The 19,397-nt window shown below is 63.9% G+C and carries 20 protein-coding genes; 10 read left to right on the top strand and 10 right to left on the bottom strand.

Annotated features, from left to right (window positions below; translation table 11 throughout):
* Positions 1-998: carboxyl transferase domain-containing protein (locus IVB29_RS11360; protein ID WP_276576851.1), on the top strand; the 998-nt coding region annotated here is incomplete at its 5' end.
* 143 nt (positions 999-1,141) lie between these two features.
* Positions 1,142-1,489 carry a hypothetical protein gene (locus tag IVB29_RS11355; RefSeq protein ID WP_247503467.1) on the top strand — a complete coding sequence of 116 codons (348 nt, stop codon included), beginning with the start codon at positions 1,142-1,144 and terminating at the stop codon, positions 1,487-1,489.
* A 9-nt stretch (positions 1,490-1,498) separates the two neighbouring features.
* Here the strand turns inward: IVB29_RS11355 and IVB29_RS11350 are convergent, their stop codons facing one another.
* From IVB29_RS11350 to IVB29_RS11330, 5 genes are all read right to left on the bottom strand, one after another.
* Positions 1,499-1,651 carry a hypothetical protein gene (locus tag IVB29_RS11350; RefSeq protein ID WP_247503466.1) on the bottom strand — a complete coding sequence of 51 codons (153 nt, stop codon included), beginning with the start codon at positions 1,649-1,651 and terminating at the stop codon, positions 1,499-1,501.
* Positions 1,652-1,744: 93 nt separating this feature from the next.
* The gene (locus tag IVB29_RS11345; protein WP_247503465.1) at positions 1,745-2,395 is read right to left on the bottom strand and encodes a glutathione S-transferase family protein; all 651 of its coding nucleotides are present in this window, start codon (positions 2,393-2,395) and stop codon (positions 1,745-1,747) included.
* Positions 2,396-2,519: 124 nt separating this feature from the next.
* Positions 2,520-3,341 carry a DUF2182 domain-containing protein gene (locus tag IVB29_RS11340; RefSeq protein WP_247503464.1) on the bottom strand — a complete coding sequence of 274 codons (822 nt, stop codon included), beginning with the start codon at positions 3,339-3,341 and terminating at the stop codon, positions 2,520-2,522.
* Positions 3,342-3,392: 51 nt separating this feature from the next.
* The gene (locus IVB29_RS11335) at positions 3,393-4,049 is read right to left on the bottom strand and encodes a DUF1326 domain-containing protein (protein ID WP_247503463.1); all 657 of its coding nucleotides are present in this window, start codon (positions 4,047-4,049) and stop codon (positions 3,393-3,395) included.
* 136 nt (positions 4,050-4,185) lie between these two features.
* Complete coding sequence (locus tag IVB29_RS11330; RefSeq protein WP_247503462.1) at positions 4,186-6,147, bottom strand: alpha/beta hydrolase domain-containing protein; 1,962 nt, start codon at positions 6,145-6,147, stop codon at positions 4,186-4,188.
* Between the two features lie 317 nt (positions 6,148-6,464).
* Here IVB29_RS11330 and IVB29_RS11325 point away from each other — a divergent pair, with 317 nt between their 5' ends.
* Positions 6,465-6,740, top strand: coding sequence for a twin-arginine translocation signal domain-containing protein (locus tag IVB29_RS11325; RefSeq protein WP_247503461.1), 276 nt, complete (start codon positions 6,465-6,467; stop codon positions 6,738-6,740).
* A gap of 144 nt (positions 6,741-6,884) precedes the next feature.
* Here the strand turns inward: IVB29_RS11325 and IVB29_RS11320 are convergent, their stop codons facing one another.
* The 3 genes from IVB29_RS11320 to IVB29_RS11310 form a co-directional block, all read right to left on the bottom strand.
* A complete protein-coding gene (locus IVB29_RS11320) occupies positions 6,885-7,121 on the bottom strand; it encodes a hypothetical protein (RefSeq protein WP_247503460.1) in 237 nt (78 codons plus the stop codon).
* Between the two features lie 237 nt (positions 7,122-7,358).
* Entirely contained in the window at positions 7,359-8,369 is a 1,011-nt protein-coding gene (locus IVB29_RS11315; RefSeq protein WP_247503459.1) for an alpha/beta hydrolase, read from the bottom strand.
* 134 nt (positions 8,370-8,503) lie between these two features.
* The gene (locus IVB29_RS11310; RefSeq protein ID WP_247503458.1) at positions 8,504-9,202 is read right to left on the bottom strand and encodes an ArsR family transcriptional regulator; all 699 of its coding nucleotides are present in this window, start codon (positions 9,200-9,202) and stop codon (positions 8,504-8,506) included.
* A gap of 152 nt (positions 9,203-9,354) precedes the next feature.
* Here IVB29_RS11310 and IVB29_RS11305 point away from each other — a divergent pair, with 152 nt between their 5' ends.
* Genes IVB29_RS11305 through IVB29_RS11295 form a run of 3 tightly spaced genes read left to right on the top strand, consistent with a single transcriptional unit; the run spans position 9,355 to position 10,902 of the window.
* Complete coding sequence (locus IVB29_RS11305) at positions 9,355-9,663, top strand: NIPSNAP family protein (protein WP_247503457.1); 309 nt, start codon at positions 9,355-9,357, stop codon at positions 9,661-9,663.
* A 27-nt stretch (positions 9,664-9,690) separates the two neighbouring features.
* Positions 9,691-10,041 (top strand): antibiotic biosynthesis monooxygenase, encoded by a 351-nt coding sequence (locus IVB29_RS11300; RefSeq protein ID WP_247503456.1) that lies wholly within the window; start codon positions 9,691-9,693, stop codon positions 10,039-10,041.
* Positions 10,042-10,092: 51 nt separating this feature from the next.
* Complete coding sequence (locus tag IVB29_RS11295) at positions 10,093-10,902, top strand: isocitrate lyase/phosphoenolpyruvate mutase family protein (protein ID WP_247503455.1); 810 nt, start codon at positions 10,093-10,095, stop codon at positions 10,900-10,902.
* A 162-nt stretch (positions 10,903-11,064) separates the two neighbouring features.
* Here IVB29_RS11295 and IVB29_RS11290 read toward each other — a convergent pair whose 3' ends face one another.
* A complete protein-coding gene (locus tag IVB29_RS11290) occupies positions 11,065-11,463 on the bottom strand; it encodes a hypothetical protein (RefSeq protein WP_247503454.1) in 399 nt (132 codons plus the stop codon).
* A 184-nt stretch (positions 11,464-11,647) separates the two neighbouring features.
* On the opposite strand from IVB29_RS11290, the gene IVB29_RS11285 reads away from it, so the two are divergent.
* A complete protein-coding gene (locus IVB29_RS11285) occupies positions 11,648-12,298 on the top strand; it encodes a trimeric intracellular cation channel family protein (protein WP_247503453.1) in 651 nt (216 codons plus the stop codon).
* On the opposite strand, the gene IVB29_RS11280 is transcribed toward IVB29_RS11285, so the two are convergent.
* Positions 12,299-13,510, bottom strand: coding sequence for a c-type cytochrome (locus IVB29_RS11280; RefSeq protein WP_247503452.1), 1,212 nt, complete (start codon positions 13,508-13,510; stop codon positions 12,299-12,301).
* A 278-nt stretch (positions 13,511-13,788) separates the two neighbouring features.
* On the opposite strand from IVB29_RS11280, the gene IVB29_RS11275 reads away from it, so the two are divergent.
* From IVB29_RS11275 to IVB29_RS11265, 3 genes are all read left to right on the top strand, one after another.
* On the top strand, positions 13,789-17,295 hold the full coding sequence (locus tag IVB29_RS11275) for an indolepyruvate ferredoxin oxidoreductase family protein (protein ID WP_247503451.1): 3,507 nt from the start codon (positions 13,789-13,791) through the stop codon (positions 17,293-17,295).
* Positions 17,296-17,526: 231 nt separating this feature from the next.
* Complete coding sequence (locus IVB29_RS11270) at positions 17,527-18,540, top strand: hypothetical protein (RefSeq protein ID WP_247503450.1); 1,014 nt, start codon at positions 17,527-17,529, stop codon at positions 18,538-18,540.
* 32 nt (positions 18,541-18,572) lie between these two features.
* Entirely contained in the window at positions 18,573-19,079 is a 507-nt protein-coding gene (locus tag IVB29_RS11265) for a DUF4262 domain-containing protein (protein ID WP_247503449.1), read from the top strand.
* Positions 19,080-19,397: the final 318 nt, after the last annotated feature.

Raw genomic sequence — 19,397 nt, 5'->3', positions numbered from 1 at the left:
ACTTCATCTTCATGGTGAAGAACACCAGCTACATGTTCGTCACCGGCCCCGACGTCGTGAAGACCGTGACCAACGAGGTCGTGACCGCCGAAGAGCTCGGCGGCGCCTCGGTGCACGCCACGCGCTCTTCCATCGCGGACGGCGCCTTCGAGAACGACGTCGAGACGCTGTTGCAGATGCGCCGCCTGATCGACTTCCTGCCGTCCAACAACACCGACGGCGTGCCGGAATGGCCGAGTTTTGACGACATCGGCCGTGTCGACATGTCGCTGGATACGCTGATCCCCGATAATCCGAACAAGCCCTACGACATGAAGGAGCTGATCCTGAAGGTCGTGGACGAAGGCGACTTCTTCGAGATCGCGGACTCTTTCGCGAAAAACATCGTCACCGGCTTCGGCCGCATCGCGGGCCGCACCGTCGGCTTCGTCGCCAACCAGCCGATGGTGCTGGCCGGCGTGCTCGACAGCGATGCCTCGCGGAAAGCCGCGCGCTTCGTTCGTTTCTGCGATGCCTTCAACATCCCGATCGTGACCTTCGTCGACGTGCCGGGCTTCCTGCCCGGCACCGCGCAGGAATATGGCGGCCTGATCAAGCACGGCGCAAAACTGCTGTTCGCCTACTCGCAATGTACCGTGCCGCTGGTCACCATCATCACCCGCAAGGCCTATGGCGGCGCCTTCGACGTCATGGCGTCGAAGGAAATCGGCGCCGACATGAACTACGCCTGGCCGACCGCCCAGATCGCGGTGATGGGCGCCAAGGGCGCGGTCGAGATCATCTTCCGCGCAGACATCGGCGACCCCGACAAGATCGCAGCAAGAACCAAGGAATACGAAGACCGCTTCCTGTCGCCCTTCATCGCGGCCGAGCGCGGCTACATCGACGACGTCATCATGCCGCACTCGACAAGAAAGCGGATCGCAAGGGCGCTGTCGATGCTGAAGGACAAGAAGGTGGAAACACCGGCGAAGAAGCACGACAATTTGCCGTTGTAGAGGGAAGCGTAGGATGGGTTAGGCGAAGCCGTAACCCACCGACTGAATCGACCACACGTCAAGACCTTGGTGGGTTACGCCCAGTGGATCGCGCTTCGCGCATCCACAAGGCTAACCCACCCTACGGGTTCGATTTCAATCCGATGACCGAAGACGATCCGACCAACGAAATCTCCGACATCGAAGATCGGATCGCGGCGCTCGCCGAGATCGCCGAGCGATGCAGGAAATACATCCTGGCGTCCAAGATCGCGATCGGCAGCGGGGCCGCGCTGCTGTTGATCACGATCCTCGGGCTGTGGGGGACCGGTCAGACCGCCGCGCTCGGCTCGATCGCTCTGGTGTTAGGCGGAATCGTCTCGCTCGGCTCGAACGTCAGCACGCTGCAGCAGACGGAAGACGCCATCGGTGCTGCCGAGGCGCGCCGCGCGGCGCTGATTGGAACAATCGACCTGCGCGTCGTTGCCGATGCGCCGCTGAAGCTGTTTTAAAACGTCGCCTTAGGTCGCGGCCCGCAGCGTCAGCGCCATCAGTTCCGCGCGGCATTCCGCGGCGAATGTCTGAAGTCGCTCCACGGTTTCCTGGTCGAGAATGGTCTTCGCCAGACGCTCGGCGCGAGCAACCTGCTCTTTGAGATAATCGATGCGGGCCATGGGTCACCTCCCGCCGGAATAATTTGAAGCAAATTGCTTCGTTCCGGCGGTGGTGGTCACATGGCTAATGGTGGGTTAATTGCGTGCGGCAGGTCACGTCCCGCGCGCCTTATCCGCCGCAGCGAAATGCGCCATCTGGTCGGCGTGGGCTTTCGCGAACGCCGGACGGCCCGTGGCGCGTGCGACGTAGTCGCGGCAAGCCGGACTGTCCGCCAGGCCGTCGAAACCATCGACGACGCGCAGCACGTCCGACATCAGAATGTCCGCAACGGAGAAGGATCCCGCCAGCCATTCGCGCTTCGCCAGCACCGGCTCGAGATGCTTGAGGCGGAGCTTGAGGAAATCGTCCACGAATTTCCACGCCGCCGTGTCGCTCGGATGGCCCATGAACTTCGACATCGTCCAGGGCAGGCTCGCCATCTCCACCGAATTGAGCGCGGCGAATACCCATTCCTTCGCGTCGCTGCGGCCGCGCGGATCTGAGGGCATCAGCTTCGCGCTGAGCTCACCCAGATGCAGCAGGATCGCGCCGCTCTCGAAAATCGAGAGATCGCCGTCGGTCAGCCACGGCACCTGGCCGAACGGCTGGTGCGCGAGATGCGCGGGGCCCTTCTCGCCGGAGACGCCCGCGACGCGATAGGGCAATGCTGCTTCTTCGAGGGCCCAGCGCACACGAAGGTCGCGGACGAAGCCGCGCGGGGCCGGGGGAACCCAGTCGAAGGTGGTGAGAGTGAGGTCGGGCATGCGGTGTCTCCGTGCTGTCTGGGCGTAGGACGGATGAGGGGCGGCCATTCCGACAAAGGGACGGAATGTTTTGCAGAAATTTTAGGGTGGATTGGCTGATCCGCCGGTCACAGCACTCAACTCATCATCGCATCGACGACACCAGCAGCCCCGCGCCCGCAAGCGCAGATGCAAGGCCGGCAGCACGCGCGATCCATCGTCCGACCGGCGTCAGCTTCTCCAACAGGACGAGCAACGCCAAAAGCGCAATCCAAAGCACGTTCATCACGCCGCCTATGAATAAAAGCGCCATCAGGAGCCAGCAGCAGCCGACACAATAGCCTCCGTGCCGAAGCCCCAGCAGAAGGCAACCACGCGGATGGTCGCGAAAGCCGCCATGGCGCATCAGGAACAGAAGCGGCGACTGGCATTGGACGAGACAGACGTCCTTGAGCGGTGTCCATTGATAGATGCCGGCCGCGATCAGCACGAATGCGCCGAGCAGGTTGCTGGCGAGCGTCATCCGGGAGTCCAGCAGGGCTGCCCGCTCGACCAGCCATTGCAGAAAGGTCGCGGCAAGCGAAAAGACGCTCCAGGCGAGGAGATAACCGGCCGCAAACCAGCCGGTCGCCGCGAATGGCTTGCCTTGCGCCTTCGTCTGTCGAGCCACGCGGGCGTACATGAGGATCATGGGCGCCGCCGAGGGCGCCATCATCCCGATCATCATCACCGCCCACATCAGGAACACGTAGGTGAACTCGATCGCTCGCCACGGCTCATTGGCCGGCAGCATGATTCCGATCCCCGCCGGAATCATGCGGAACCCGGTCATGTCCATGCCGCCCATGTCCATGTCGTTCGCGAGCCAGAGCACATAGCCCCATGCCAGCGCGACGATGATTCCGATCGCGCCGCCGACGATCCAGCGGTCGCGCCGCAGCACGGTTTCGAGGGCGCTGTCGGTCATTTGCGAAGTGTGTTGCCGGCCTTCTCGCAAGCCGTCACGTCAGGAGCGCCATCAAGCCTGGTTCGACCACTGGATCGGCGCATAGAGGCCGTTCCTGCCCGAATTGTCCCAGCGCATGCCATGATCGCTGAAAATATTGCCGGGGGCGCCGACCGCCATCACCATTCTATCGGGGCTCACGGGATGGCCGATGTTCGCCCACATTTCCCCGCTCGGATGCATGGTTGGCAACGGATCGACGGACATGTGCAGAATATCAGGGATTTCCGCGGATCGCGTCTTGCCGTCGATCCGGAATGTGATCGGGACCTTGCTCACCCCCAGGTTCTTGCTGATCAGCGGCGTGAACGCCGCCATGGGACCGCCGGCCGTGCCGCCGAAGATCGCAGCCAACGCCTCGGTCTGCTGATCGTCCGCGCGCTGATCGACATAGGTGGCCTGCGACCAGTCTCCGTCGGCCATGACGCCCGGCGCGTGGAGAATGACCAGAACGTTGAGTCCATCGAGCGCCGTGTCACCGTAGCGGCCGTTCTCGATGTGGAAGATCAGCGGCACGTTGCAAAAACCCTCGGTCGGTCGCGCCGTCAACGGGGCACCCGCCGATACGAGGCATGGACACACGATGCTGCAATTGCAATTTTCGAAATAGTCACCGACAAGGTGCCAAGAGACCTGAGACGAGACTTGAGACGAGACCTGGTCCACCATCGCTCTCTCCCGCTAGGCCGAACCCCACAGATCGCTTTCGAGTGAGCAACCTGTGGTCGAAGGCTACGCCGCGTGAGCAGGAACCGCAAGGCGATGCATCGATCAAGCTGATGTGATGCGCCGGCTGGGGCGCGCGTCAATACGGCCCGAGCTTTTCCAAAGTGCGTTGCTTTGCGGCCTCGACCGCACGCTCTGCATCCACCGGCAACAGCAATCGCTCCGCGACCTGGCGTGCGGCCTCGCGCCTCACCGCGGCCACATATGCCCCGTCATCCGCGTAGCGCTCCGCGATCGACAGCCTGGGATCATGCACTTCCTTCCGCGCAGCCTCGGTCGGCGCGAACGGCACCACCGCGCCTTGCAGCGGATACAGCGCCGTCGGGCCAAATCCTTGCGCGCGCGGATTCCATGCGGTGTAGGTCGCGCGTGGCACGGCCAACGCAAGCTGGCGAATGCCCGCGATCGCCATGCCGTCATCGTCCGCCTTCGGCACGAACACGGGATAGCGGCCGATCTCCTTCGGCGGCAGCACGCTCTGGTCGGAGAAGGCGGCGAGCGTATGGATGCCGGCATAGGGCAGGCCGGGGATATCCGTCGGCACCGCGCCTTGCGCTGGCACAAGCGTGCCGTGGGCACGCATGGGGACGCGGCTGGCAGGCGGTTTGATACCGTCGCTGATCCAGGCGTTGAGGTCGGTAAGCAGCGCGCGCATCGGCATGCCCGCATGCATCGGGTTCTGCGGCAGCGACATCGCGGGCACGCCCTTCTTCATGATGTCGGCGGCTTCGGCGAAATGCGGCGTGCCTGTGATCATGTAGGCGCGCACGTTGTCGGGGAGATCGAGGTGGTTGCCCGAGAGATCGGTGACCAGCAGCGAGGCGTGCGAGGCCCACCATTCGTGCTCGCTATCGGTCTGCATCACCTTCGGGCAGGTGGCCGAGAGCGAGCAGCGGCGCAGCAGGCCGTCGGTCTTGCCGGAATAGGGATCGCTGAGGCTCGCATAGGTGAAGGGGAACAGATCGGCCTGCCACGCGGGATCCTGCAGATGGCGCGGATTGCGGCCGGGCTGGCCGAAGCGGACGTTGGTCGCCATCCGCCGCGTGCCCGCGACATGGGGCATCAGGCCGTCGAACACCATGCGGCCCGACAAATCCTCGTTGAAGCCGAGATAGAGGAAGTCGCGCAGGAAGCGGCCGGATTGCGAGACGCCAAAACCGATGGCGCGGCTAACGGACGGATGCAGGCCGTTGAGCAGCGGATTTGCTTGTGTCTCGTCGTGACGGAGGAAGCTGACGATGTCGCGCACGGCGGCATAGCCCATGCCGAGCGGCACGGGATCGCGCGCGGTGTAGGTGATCTCGTAGAGCGCGCCGGCGTCAAAGTTGTCGGGGCGGGTGATCTCCACCGTAACAGGGTCGACCAGCTTTGCTGAGAGGCTTGACGGCGCTTGCCGTGCATCGGCCCAGGCCGCGCGCACGGTGACGTTGAGATTGGCGGCATCGGCCGCTGGCCAGGTCAGCGTGGCGCGTGCGGGATTGGTCGTGTTGTCGAACACGAATTCTTCGCGCGCGGGGCCCGTGATGGTCTTGATCACCGGCGCGGCAAGCGCGAGTTGTCCGGGCTTGGAGGGGATGTCGCCCTGCCAGCCGACCCAGACCATCGTAAAGCCCTGGCGGTGCAGGAAGCCGATGCCGGCGTCTTCCGCCTTGTCGGCATTGTTGGCGCCGGGCTGGGCGGAATCGTCGAACAATTGCGGCGCCAGCTTGCGGCCGCGATTGGGCACCTCCAGCAGCAGCGTGCCGTTGCCGTGCGCGGGATCGGTGGGCCTGAGGATCACGACGTCGGCGGTGGCCTCCACCTTGCCGTCGGCGTTGCGCGGCGCGAGTGCGAGATCGGTGATGACGGCGTTGCGGTCGTCGGCCGGGTTCAGCGCAAAAGTCGCGCGTGCGGTGATGCGCTCATAGGGGCCGACGTTGCCGAAGTCTCGCCCGGCAAAGGCGGGCTCGCGCGCGAGGATGTCGAAGCGGATGATTTCGGCCGGCGAGGCGGCCGGGCACAGGCAGGCAATCGCAATGAGGCCGGTGATGATCCTGCGCATGGCGCCATTCCCTCTCTTATCGGCGCGAGGGCATTGTCCATCGCGCGGGCTTTTTGTTGCCGCCACTATAACCGGCGATGCTGCGGCCAAACAACAGGAGGAAACACATGCCCGCTGCCTACTTCGCCGATTTCAACCGCGACTGGCCCGAGGTGAAGCGCTCGCGCGAGACGCTGGTGCTGGCGCAGGAGTTTGGGACGTAGGGACGCATCCTGTCACCATTGCAATGAATCTGAACGCGCGATTCAGCCGCAGTTCATGTCCCGCGCCCGACACTTGTTCCGCATCATGCAACGTTCGCCTGAGAGGAAGATGTCATGGAACGCCGCAATTTTCTGAAGCTCGCATTCGGTGCCGCCGCGGGGGCCGCCGCGTTCACCGCCGCCGCGCAGGCCGCGCCGCTGTCGCCGCAGCTGGTCGGCGGTCCCGCCCGTATGCCGGAAGGCAACCCGGACGCTCATCCCGCGGTCACCACCAGCGAGGAAGCGGCGCAGCTCAAGCCCGAGCAGGTTCACTGGCATCACGGCCGCGGCCACTGGCATCGCCGCCATTGGGGCTGGCGCCGCCGGCGTTGGCATCGTCGCCACTGGTAAGCTTCGCGCAAGCCAGGCTTTGAACGGGGATCGCGATTGCGGTCCCCGTTTTGATTCCCGGCCGGTGCGACGTCGGGTGCTCCAAAAGAAAATGGCCGCGCCGGCTTTCGCCACGCGGCCACTTCGCAATGCGAAAAGACGAGATCAGAACGGGCGGCAGCGGCCGGCGTACCAGCGGAAGCCATAGGGGCACCCACGCGGACGCACGACCACGACTGGCGCCGGTGCTACCACGACAACGGGACCACGGCCGGCCATCGGACGGCAGCCACCATAGGGGCCGCGGGCCCAGCCGGGGCCGCAGCCCTGCATGGCGCTGGCGGACTCGCTGAAACCGACGGCCGCACTGGCGAGCATGACGGCGGCGAACAGATATTTCATTTGGTCTTCCTTCTCGTCCTTGGGGGCAAGTTCTTGGGGGGCAAGTTCTTGGGGGGCAGGTTCTTGAGGAGCAGGTTCTCGAGGAGCAGGGCGCTTGCGGCGCACAATGAATCAAAAGACACGATTCGACATGTTAAATTTGCAGCATATCGACACGTCGCGCCCCAAACCTGCCAATCATGACCTGAATGCCGCATGAATAGTCTCCGCATGCGGCTTCGCGCGACAGCAATGGCGCTAGCCGCCGAGGAAGCTCAGCACGAGCTCCTTGTACTTCTCCGGCGCTTCCAGGAAGACGAGATGGCCGGTGTCCGGGATCACTTCGGCCCGCGCATTCGGCATCTTCGCGGCAAACGCTTTTGCCAGCTCGGCGTTCTGCCCCATTTTCGCGCGCAGCGCTTCCGGTGCGAGCGGACGGCCCGGCGCGTTGTGGTCGTCGGCGCCCATGACGAACAGCGTCGGCTCGGTGATCAGCGCGATCTCATGTGCGACCGGCTCGCGATAGATCATCTGGCCTGAGCTGACGAAGGCGCGCAGCCAGCGCGGATAATCCGGGCTGCCCTTGATGTTGAAGCGGGCATCGATGAACGGCGTGATGGCGTCCGGCGGCAGCTTGATCGCGTAATTGGTCTGGAGCTGTTTGCGGTAGCCCTCCGCGGTGAGCTTGTCCTCGCTCTCGATGATCTTTTCGGTCGGCGTCGGCGGCACGTACAGGCGGTAGTCCTCGAGCCCAATTGGGGCTGTCAGAACGAGGTGAGCGACGCGGTCCGGATAGGCTCGGGCGATGCGCACGCCCAGCATGCCGCCGAGCGAATGCGCGACGACCTCCGCTTTGTCGATCTTGAGATGGTCGAGCAGCGCGATGGTGTTGCGCGCCAGATTGTCAAAATGCAGCTCGCCCATCGGCTTGGAGGATTTGCCGAAGCCGATCTGGTCCGGCACGACGACGCGATAACCCGCATCGCTCAGCATCTTGATGACAGGCGCCCAGTAGCTCGACGGGAAATTGCGCCCGTGCAGCAGCACCACGGTGCGGCCGTTGGGCTGCGCCGGCGCGACGTCCATATAGGCCATGCTGAGCTGCTCGCCATCGTTGACGACGGGGAGCAGATGCACGGGATAGGGATAGGCAAAGCCTTCGAGCGCGATGCCATAGGGCTCGCGCGGGGCGGTGTCGGCGGCGCGGGTGGAGGTGATGGGAGCAGCGAGAAGGACCGCAGCAAGCGCGGCCGGGAGGAAACGGTTCATTGGGATCTCTGAGGTCTGGCAACATCGTTCCGCGTTCGCGCTACGCGCGCTCCGGAATGACGGTGGCAGTAAACGCGTGGATGGCCGGGTCAAGCCCGGCCATGACGAGAAGAGACGCTTACACGCGCTTGTGTTTAGTCTTTCCCGTTCCCGAACAGCGTCGCGAACTGCTTCTCGCCGGTGCGGGTGAAATTCACCACACGGCTGCCGGGCGTGGCGTCGCGCGCGGCCCATTTCAGCTCATTGAAGCGCTGCATCATCGCGGCGCCCAAAGTGCCGGCGAGGTGATGGCGCCGCTCGCTCCAATCGAGGCAGGCCTTGCAGACCGGGCGGCGGGGATGGGCCAGCATCTCGGGCGAGATCTGCAGATGTTTTGCCAGGAAGCGCTCGCCCTCGGCCGTCAGCTCGATGTCCTGCTTCTTCTGCCTGACCAGGTTCCGCTCGCGCATGGTGTCGAGCATCTGCACACCGAGATCGCCGGCGAGATGATCGTAGCAGATCCGCGCGCGCCGCAGTGCCGGATCCTTCGGGCCGGTGCGCACGCGCATATGGCCGGTGCGTGCCGCAAGGCCCGCAAGTCCTTCGAGCACGCCGGCGACGTCGTCGTCGGTGAGGCGGTAGTAGCGGTGGCGGCCCTGCTTCTCCGGCTCGACCAGGCCGCCGGCCTCGAGCTTGGAGAGATGCGAGCTCGCGGTCTGCGGCGTGATGCCGGCCTCTTGCGCCAGCTCGCTCGCGGTGAGCGCGCGGCCGTTCATCAGTGCCGTGAGCATGTTGGCGCGGGCGGGATCGCCGACCAGCGCGGCGATCATGGCGATGTCAGGACCTGATTTCATGCTTCGATGGTAGCCGAAGCATTGTGGTCGGGCAAGGGCGTAGCGTTCTGCCGTAAACTCGTCATTGCGAGCGAAGCGAAGCAATCCAGTTGCTTCAGCGGCGGCGGTGTTGCTCGCGCTTCGCAACGACGAAAAACAGACAGGAGCCCATCATGTCCGTCACCGTCTTCATCCGCTACCAGCTCGATCCCTTCAAGCGCGCGCAGTTCGAGGAGTACTCAAAACGCTGGCTCACCATCATCCCGAAATGCGGCGGCGACCTGATCGGCTATTTCATGCCGCACGAAGGCACCAACAACATCGCCTTCGCGCTGATCACCTTCGAGAGTCTCGCGGCCTATGAAGCCTATCGCGCCCGGCTGCGGCAGGATGCGGAGGGCATGGCCAACTTCCATTTCGCCGAGGAGAGCAAATTCATCCTCGCGGAAGAGCGCACGTTTTTGCGCAAGGTGGTATTGTAGCCACGACACCGTTAGCAGGAGACGCCCATGATCGCCGTGATTTTCGAAGTCTGGCCCAAGCCGGAACATCGCCAGGATTACTTCGACCTCGCGGCTGATCTGAAGCCGATCCTGCAAACCATCGATGGCTTCATCTCGGTCGAGCGCTTCGAGAGCCTGACCGACAAGGGCAAGATCCTGTCGCTGTCGTTCTGGCGGGACGAGGCCGCAGTCCAGGCCTGGCGCAACACGATGGAGCATCGCCGCACCCAGGCCAAGGGCAGGGCGAAAATCTTTGCCGATTATCATCTGCGCATCGCCAGCGTGATCAGGGACTACGGCATGAATGATCGCGAGCAGGCGCCGAAGGACAGCCGCGCGGTGCATGACGTGCACTAGCGCGTTCGATAAGGCGTGCCTATGTTCGCGCGGCCAACAAGGGAGAGAAACATGCATGTGACAACCGCTGACAAGCGCGCGACGTTCAAGAAGATGCACGAGAGCGGCTGCTTCATCCTGCCTAATCCGGTCGATATCGGCAGCGCCAAGGCGTTGCAGCATCTCGGTTTCAAGGCGCTGGCGTCGTCGAGCGCGGGTTTTGCCTGGACCATCGGGAAGGCCGACAACCGCGTCAGCGTCGAGGATGTCTGTCAGCACCTGGCAGCATTGAGCTCGTCCGTCGACATCCCCGTGAACGCGGATTTCGAGGGCGGTTTTGCCGTCGAGCCGGACAAAGTCGCTGATAACGTCGAGCGCTGTGTGCGCACCGGCGTCGCGGGCCTCTCGATCGAGGATTCCACCGGCGACAAGGACAAGCCAATCTACGAGCGTGCGCTCGCGGTCGAGCGCATCAAGGCCTCGCGCAAGGCGATCGGCGACAGCAACACGATGCTGGTCGGCCGCTGCGAGGCGTATTTGTGGGGCGTCACCGATCTCAAGCTCGTCATCGACCGGCTCACCGCCTACGCCGATGCCGGTGCCGATTGCCTCTACGCGCCGGGACTCAAGACGCGCGAAGACATCGCCGCGGTGGTGAAGGCGGTGAGTCCAAAACCGTTCAACCTGTTGATCGGCGCCTCCGGTCTGTCACGGCAGGAAGCCGAAGATCTCGGTGTGCGCCGCATCAGCGTCGGCGGCTCACTGGCCCGCGCCGCCTGGGGCGGTTTTATGCGCGCGGCGAAGGAGATGGCGGAGAAGGGCACCTTCACCGAGCTCGGCAGCGGCTATCCCGGCGGCGAGCTCAACAAGATGTTCAGCTAGGGCATGATCCGGACCCGAAGGGCCGCGTTAGCGCAAAGTGAGAGGCGGTTTTCCCGCGCGACAAACGCGGAACGCGTTTGCGCGGAGATCATGCTCAAACAATAGAGCAAACGAACAGCGGCGGGGTTTCGTCCCGCCGCTGTTGCACGTTGTTGCAAATCGTTACTTCGCACCCTCGGTCGGTGCCGCCGGATCAGGCGCGGCCGGCTTGCTCGGCGCCGCACCCGTGGTCACGCCGGGCCCGGTGTTGGCGCGCGGCGTCACATCACGCATGCCGGGAGGTGCAGCCGGATTGGCGGTGGGCGCCTGCTGGGCGGTCTGCGTCGCCGGCGCGTTGCTCGCCTGGTTGCCCGTGCTGGAGTTGTTCAGGCCGTAGAACACGGCGCCCAGCACCAGGGCGACAGCTACCGCGAACAGTGCGATCTTGCCGCTGGAGGCGGGACCTTCGCCGAGTTCGGGATCGACCTGGAGATTTGCATCCTGGCGCCGCGCCATGCGAAGGTACTCGTCGTCGGTGAGGTTCGGGCGATACGGATCGTTCGGAAAACGCTCGTCAGCCATCTTTGGTCTCCTCGTTTATTGCGCCGGGACAACCCTCAGCTGCGAGATTCTGTTCCGCCTCCTTTCTGCTTTCGTCGCATGTTGCCCCCGCGCCAAGAATCGGGAACCTGTTCCCCCGGATGAACTCTCGTCATCTTGGGAACCCCGCGCGTAAGTTCCATCACGGGGAGGAGGGAACAGGGCGATGTGGAGCCTGCCACCGACCGATAGCGTGCTGTATTTCCTGTCGCTGATCGCCATCGCCGCGCAAGGCATGAGCGCCGCGCTGGCCGCCGGCCGGCGCAGCATGGATTGGCTAGGGGTTTGCTTCCTCGGCTGCATCACCGCGCTCGGCGGCGGCACGCTGCGCGATCTCTTTCTCGGGCACTATCCGCTGGCCTGGGTGCAGAACCCGATCTATCTCGCGCTCGCCGGCGGCGCGGCCTTCCTCACCATTCTGACCGCGCGGCTTGTGCACCGCTTGAGGCTCGCCTTCATCGTGCTCGATGCCATCGGCCTCGTCGTCTTCACCATGGCCGGCTGCAACGTCGCCTGGCAGATGGACGCCACGCTGCCGATCGTCATCGTCTCCGGGATGGTCACGGGCTGCGCCGGCGGCGTGTTGCGCGACGTGCTCTGCAACGACGTGCCGCTGCTGTTTCGCTCCGAGCTGTACGCGACCGTTTCGGTGGCGACCGGCCTGTTCTATGCGACAGCTTTCGGCTTCAATCTCAACGCCGAGCTCTGGACCATCTTGACCTTCGTCCTCGGCATCAGCTTCCGCCTGCTGGCGGTGCGCTACAAATGGGAGATGCCGAAGTTCGTGTTCACGGGCGATGAGGAGCGGGGGCCTTAGTTACCGCTCCTCCTTCCGCGCCTTCGCCACCTGCGACGGCGTCACCATCGGCGCCGCATTGCCCCAGGAGTTGCGGATATAGTTCGTCACCGCCGCGATCTCGTCGTCGGATAATTGCTTGGCATAATCAGGCATCTCGCCGGTGTTGGGCGCGCGCGGCGTCGTCACGGTGTGGGCGCCGTCGAGGATGATGCGCAACGTCGAGGACGGATTGACCGATTGCAGCAGCGCGTTGCCGGGCAGCGGCGGATAGATGCGCGGCGCGCCTGTGCCATCGGCCTCGTGGCAGGCGATGCAGAGTTTTGCGTAGACGGCTTGTCCCGCTTTCATCTCGGCCTCGTCTGGCGGCGTCACGATGGTCTCGCGCCGCGACGGCGGCAGGCTCTTCAAATAGACCGCGATCGCGCGCACGTCGGCATCGCTCATCTTCGAGGTCGAGTTGACGACGACCTCCGCCATCAGCCCGCCGGCATGGCTCCTGGCGTTGCGGCCGCTTTGCAGATATTCGGTGACGTCCTCGACGCTCCATGATTTCAGCCCGGTGCGCGCGGCGCCATCGAGCCGTGGTGCGTACCAGCCGCCGACCTCGCTGCCCGAGAGCGCCTGCGTGCTCTTGTCCGCGCCAAAATAGTTCTTCGGGGTGTGGCAGGCGCCGCAATGGCCGAGCCCGGTGACGAGATAGCCACCTCTGTTCCACGCCGCGCTCTGGCCCTGGTCCGGCTCGAACAGGCCGGGCTTGAAGAAAAGGGCGTTCCAGATCCGCATCAGGCCGCGATAGCCAAACGGCCAGCGCAGCTCCGGCGGCTTGTTGCGGTTCGCCACGGGGGCGAGCGTGCCGAGATAGGCGCGGATCGCCAGCGTGTCGTCCTTCGTCACCTTCGTGAAGTAGGGGTAGGGGAAGGCCGGGTAATAGTTCGAGCCGTCCGGCGCGATGCCGGTACGCACCGCGCGGGTGAAATCGGCGTCGGTCCAGGCACCGATCCCGGTGCCGCTATCAGGCGTCAGGTTCGGCGCATAGATCGCGCCAAAGGGCGTGTCGATGCGCTTGCCGCCCGCGAACAGCTTTGCCGGATCGGCGGTGTGGCAGCCCGCACAGCCGCCGGCCTCGACCAGCGTCTTGCCGTAGGCGATCAGCTCCGGCGAGGGCTCGGCGGCGAGGGCCGTGCTCGCAACGGCACTGCACAACGCGAGACCAGCCAGAATCGTCCGCATCCTGAGGCCTCCTGCGACCAATCTCCCCGTCGCGCATGATACATGCGTCGATTCATTTCGTGACGGCGGGGGTATGGTGACACAAATTGAAAATACGCGATGCCTTTGCAGCCACGAAATTGCGATTTTTACCCGGCGCTCGCTTTGGTCCAGATTTGTAATGCGCCGCGTTAAATATCCGACATAGAGTGGCGGAGGTGGTCGGCGCGCCCTAGCTAAAAACAACGGGCAGGCAACGGCTTAGGCAGCCAAACGCTCAAGGGCGGAAGAGGACAACAATGGGCATCAACCAGGGTCCGATCAGTCTCGATCAAAAATACACCCAGGACACCGGTCATATTTTCACGACCGGCATTCAGGCGCTGGTCCGCCTGCCCATGGCCCAGATCCGCCGCGACCGTGCCGCGGGCCTGAACACCGCAGGCTTCATCTCCGGCTACCGCGGCTCACCGCTCGGCGGCTACGATCAGCAGCTCTTCGCCGCGCGAAAACATCTCGAGCAGTACAACATCAAGTTCCAGCCCGGCGTGAACGAGGATCTGGCGGCCACCGCCGTCTGGGGCTCGCAGCAGCTCAACCTCTCGCCCGGTGCCAAATACGACGGTGTGGTTGGCATCTGGTACGGCAAAGGCCCCGGCGTCGATCGCTGCGGCGATGTGTTCCGCCACGGCAATGCCGCAGGCTCCGCCAAGAACGGCGGCGTCTTGTGTCTGGCCGGCGACGACCACGGCGCGAAATCCTCCACCGTCCCGCATCAGTCCGACCACGCCTTCATGTCGGCGCTGATGCCGTATCTCTATCCCTCGAGCATCCACGAGATGATCGAGATGGGCCTGCTCGGCATCGCGATGTCGCGCTACAGCGGATGCTGGGTCGGCATGAAGGTGATCACGGAGACGGTGGAGACCACCGCCGAGATCGACCTCTCCGACGAGATGACGCCGTTCGTGATCCCCGCCGATTTCGAGATGCCCGAGGGTGGCCTCAATCTGCGGTGGCCCGACGACCGCTTTGCCCAGGACCGCCGCCTGCAGGACTACAAGGGCTTTGCCGCGATCGCCTTTGCGCGCGCCAACAAAGTCAACCGCATCACCATGGATTCGCCGAACGCCCGCTACGGCATCATGGCGTCCGGCAAGAGCTACGAGGATATAAGGCAGGCGCTGCGTGAGCTCGGTATCACACCCGAGGTCGCCGCCAAGATCGGGCTGCGATTGTACAAGATCGGCATGCCCTGGCCGCTGGAGCCGGAAGGCGTCAGGCAATTCGCCGTGGGCCTCGAGGAAATCTTCATCATCGAAGAGCGCCGCGAGATCGTTGAGAATCAGGTGAAGCAGGAGCTGTTCAACTGGCGCGACGATGTCCGTCCCCGCATCATCGGCAAGATGGACGATCACGACAAGCGCTTCCTCCCCTTTGCCGAGGAACTCAGCGTCGCCTCGCTGGCCAGTTCGCTCACCGAGCGCCTGCTTCGACTTGATCTCAATCCCGAAATTGCAGCCATGCTGCGCGCCAAGGCCGACTGGTTCAACGGCCGGCAGGCCTCGCAAATGCAGGCGACCGCGCCTGTCTCCCGCACCCCGTATTTCTGCTCCGGCTGCCCGCACAACACTTCGACCAAGGTGCCCGAAGGCAGCCGCGCCTTTGCCGGCATCGGCTGCCACTTCATGGCGCTATGGATGGATCGCTCCACCGAGACCTTCACCCATATGGGCGGCGAGGGCGTGCCGTGGGTCGGCGTTGCTCCCTTTACCAATGAAGAGCATGTGTTCGCCAATCTCGGCGACGGCACGTATTTCCACTCCGGCAGCCTTGCGATCCGCCAGGCGGTCGCCTCCGGCGCCAACATCACCTACAAGATCCTCTATAACGACGCGACCGCGATGACCGGCGGCCAGCACGTCGATGGCGAATTGTCGCCGCAGCAGATCACCTTCCAGCTCCACAGCGAAGGCATCCGCGAGATCTATCTGGTCTCCGAAAATCCCGACGCTTATCCGGCGAACGAGATCGCGCCCGGCGTCAAGACCGCGCATCGGGACGAACTCGACACGGTTCAGAAGACGCTGCGCAAGGTGAAGGGCGCATCCGCGATCGTCTTCGTGCAGACTTGCGCTGCCGAAAAGCGCCGCCGCCGCAAGCGCGGTACGCTGGAGGATCCCGCGCGCCGTGTGCTCATCAATCCAGCCGTGTGTGAAGGCTGCGGCGATTGCTCCGTGCAATCGAATTGCATTTCGGTCGAGCCGCTGGAGACGGCGATGGGGCGCAAGCGCGCCATCAACCAGTCGACCTGCAACAAGGACTACTCCTGCGTCAAAGGCTTCTGCCCGTCCTTCGTCACCGTCGATGGCGGCAAGATGCGCAAGCGCGCGCCCGCAAATCTTGGCGAGACGAGCGTTGGCGATATCGGCGATCTGCCGGAGCCGGCGTCGCGGCCGACGCTGGAGCGGCCCTACAACGTCGCGGTCGGCGGGGTCGGCGGCACTGGCGTGCTGACGATCGGCGCGCTGCTCGGCATGGCCGCCCATATCGAGGGCAAGGCCAGCATGATCCTCGACATGTCCGGTCTCGCGCAAAAGGGCGGCGCGGTGCTGAGCCACGTTCGGCTTTCCGAGCACACCGCCGACGTCACCTGCTCGCGCATCGTCACCGGCACGGCGGATCTCGTGCTTGCCGCCGACGAAGTGGTTGCCGTTGCCAAGGACACGATCTCGCTCTGCGACACCAGTCGCACGCACGGCATCATCAACAGCCACGTCATTCCCACCGCCGATTTCGTTCTCAACCGCGACTTCAACTTCCAGACCCGCCAGCTGAACGGCCTCTTGGAAACGGCGCTGCACAAGGACTCTGTGTTCTTCGACTTCACCAAGCCGGCCGAGCAGCTGCTTGGCGACAGCATCGCCACCAACATGATGATGATGGGCTATGCCTATCAGAAGGGCTTGCTGCCCTTGTCGGCGGAAGCGATCGAGCAGGCGATCGAAGTCAATGGCGTCTCGATCAAGATGAACAAGGAAGCTTTCCGCCTCGGCCGCCTCGCAGTTGCCGAGCCCCAGCGCCTTGCCGACATGCTGAAGGGGACCGACGAGGTCGCAGCTCCCAAGACGCTGGATGCCATGACATTCGACGAGGTCGTCGAACATCGCGCCAAGCACCTGACTGCTTATCAGAACAGCCGCCTCGCCAAACGCTATCGCAAGCTGGTCGACCAGGTCAGCAACGCCGCCAAGCAGGGCGGTTATGACGACGCGCTGCCGCGCGCGGTTGCGGTGAACTACGCCAAGCTCTTGGCCTACAAGGACGAATACGAAGTCGCGCGCCTCTTCACAGACGGTGCTTTCGAAAAACAGCTCCGCGACCAGTTCGAGGGCGACTTCAAGTTCAGCTTCAACCTGGCCCCGCCGATCCTCAGCAGTGGTGTCGATGCACTGGGCCGCCCGAAGAAGCGCGCCTTCGGCCCATGGATGCTGAAGGCGTTCCGCGTGCTGGCAAAGTTCAAATTCCTGCGCGGCACGGCGCTCGACATCTTCGGCCGCAATGCCGACCGCAAGCTCGAACGCGATTTGATCACGGGCTACGAGAAGGACGTCGCCACCGTGCTCGGCCTGCTGTCGCCCGTCACGATCGACACCGCAGTCGAGCTGCTGTCACTGCCCGACCGCATCCGCGGCTACGGCCCGGTGAAGGAGAAGGCCGTGGCCGACGCGAAAGCCCGCTACGCCCAGCTCGCCGCCGACCTTGCGAGCCCGCCGCCGGCGCCGCGGCAGATCGCGGCGGAGTAGGGGCCTGCGTAGGGTGGGGTAGCGCCAGCGTAACCCACCATTCCGGCTCCGTGTGGCAGGCAAAGAGGTGGGTTACGCCTAGTGGTTTGCGCTTCCGCGCAATCCGCGGGGCTAATCTAATCCACCCTACAGTCCTGCGTTTGACAAAAGTTGTGGCCACGCGATATCAGCAACCGGTGATGGTGATGCACGCCGTGCGATGCGGTCGTGCGCTATGCGGGGCGGCAACCGATGTCATTGCGCGGTATCTTGATTGTTTCTTTGGCCGTCGGCGTATTGGCGACGTTGGGGATGTACTGGCATCAGCATGACATCGAACGCGTCATGCGTGATGGCTATAGTACCACCGGAAAGATCACGTCTGCCGAAGTCGTCTCGTCACGATTTCCGTTCGTGTTCGACGGAGCCTGGCCTCGCTATGTCGACGAGAATCTGTCGATCGGATTGCAGTGGACCGGACGCGATGGTGTTCAGCACGAGCACAAGGGCATTGCGGTCAGCACCGCGTATGCGGCGCGCGTCACGGCCGGAAATCAGCTCAAGCTCCTGACCATCCCCATTCAGGTCGTTGACGACAATTCATCTCTTCCGGTGGTCGTCGAAGATCTCGACGACCACCTGAGCCATATCCGATCCCTGTCCAGGTTCATGCTGGCGGGGGCGGGTGTTTGCGCCGTCCTCCTGCTGCTCGTGATCGGATGGCAGGCATGGTCGGCGCGTCGAAGCGGGCCGGGGAGTGCCGCAATCGCCACCGCGTCGCGTCCCATTCCATTCACCCTCGCGATGCTGACCGCGGTGATGCTGCTGTTCGGCGGATACATGCTGGTGAACTCATATGTCGAGCAAAGCACGTTGAAGGAGATCCTCGACCACGGCGATGAAGCCACTGCGGATATCACGCGTGCCTATGGTGAAGTGAACAAGGCCGGCGAGGCTCCGAGCTATCTCGTCACCCTGGCGTGGACCGACAAGAGTGGACAACAGCAGTCCTTCGGGCCGACCCATATCAGCCCGGCCTTCTGGCGCCAGGTCACGCGTAATGGCATCCAGACGGTCAGGCAGACCAGGATCCGGTACCTCCTTGGCCGGCTGGATGCGCGGCCTCTTATCGTGGACGACGCGGCCGAAGCCCAATACCAGGACAGTTTTGGAGTAAAAGCAGGCGCAGTTTTCCTCGCCTTCGGGCTGATCCTGGCTGGGGTGACCGCATTCCGTTATCGCGCACGCCCGAGCACCGGTTCGTAGCCCCGCCACTCGCAAGATCGGATGCGCGAGCGATGTTTACAGCCCTTGATGCGCTCCCTGATCGGCTCGACAAGCACGAGCAGAACTTCGTGGAGAAAATTCGCAACCGCGGCTGGTTCGGCACGCATGTCATGCCGGAGGGCGACAAGCCGGGCTTCGTCTACACGACCGGTTTCTGGCTGAAGTTCAGATTTCCGGAGGTGATCTTGTTCTCGATGCGGCAACAGACGGCTCAGGATACGTTCTGGACGATCTATCAGGAGCTCGAGGCAGGGCGGCGCCCGCCGATCGGCGAGGCGACGGATGCGATCTTTCAGAACGCCGCCGCGGTCTTCCTGCCGCTATCGTTGCAGCAATACCCGAACTACCTTGGCTGGAGCAGGTGGTTCTACGGCAATGACGAGTTCGAATGTCTCCAACTCGTGTACCCCGATCGCGACGGGCATTTTCCCTGGGCTTCGGAGGCGTCCGCTGAAGTCCGCGCTGCACAGCCCGACCTGACGGAAGGCAACTGGCTGGGATTGCGCGAGGTCCCGTAGGGGTGGGCAGAGGCGCCAAGCGCCGTGCCACCTTCAGTCTTTCCGCAGCGTGCCAAGAAGACGTGGGCACGCTTCGCTTTGCCCACCCTCCGACACCATCCGTTGTGCGGCCCGTCGGGCAAAACACCCATGCCCTGGGTCAACCCATCCTCGCAAAAACATTCCGCTTTACCGAAATTCGGAATTGTCGTATCTAGCGATCACCTCATCCCTCTCAGAGGGGCGTATCGCGATCGTCACGAAACGCGGGGTGAGTGGCGGTGGACGCGGGCTGCGTCGCACGGGACATTGTCTCGCGTGCACGACGGGCGCGGTCTC

This window comes from Bradyrhizobium sp. 1 (assembly GCF_023073315.1).
Classification (GTDB): Bacteria; Pseudomonadota; Alphaproteobacteria; order Rhizobiales; family Xanthobacteraceae; genus Bradyrhizobium.
This window is presented reverse-complemented; position numbering and strand designations above follow the sequence as displayed.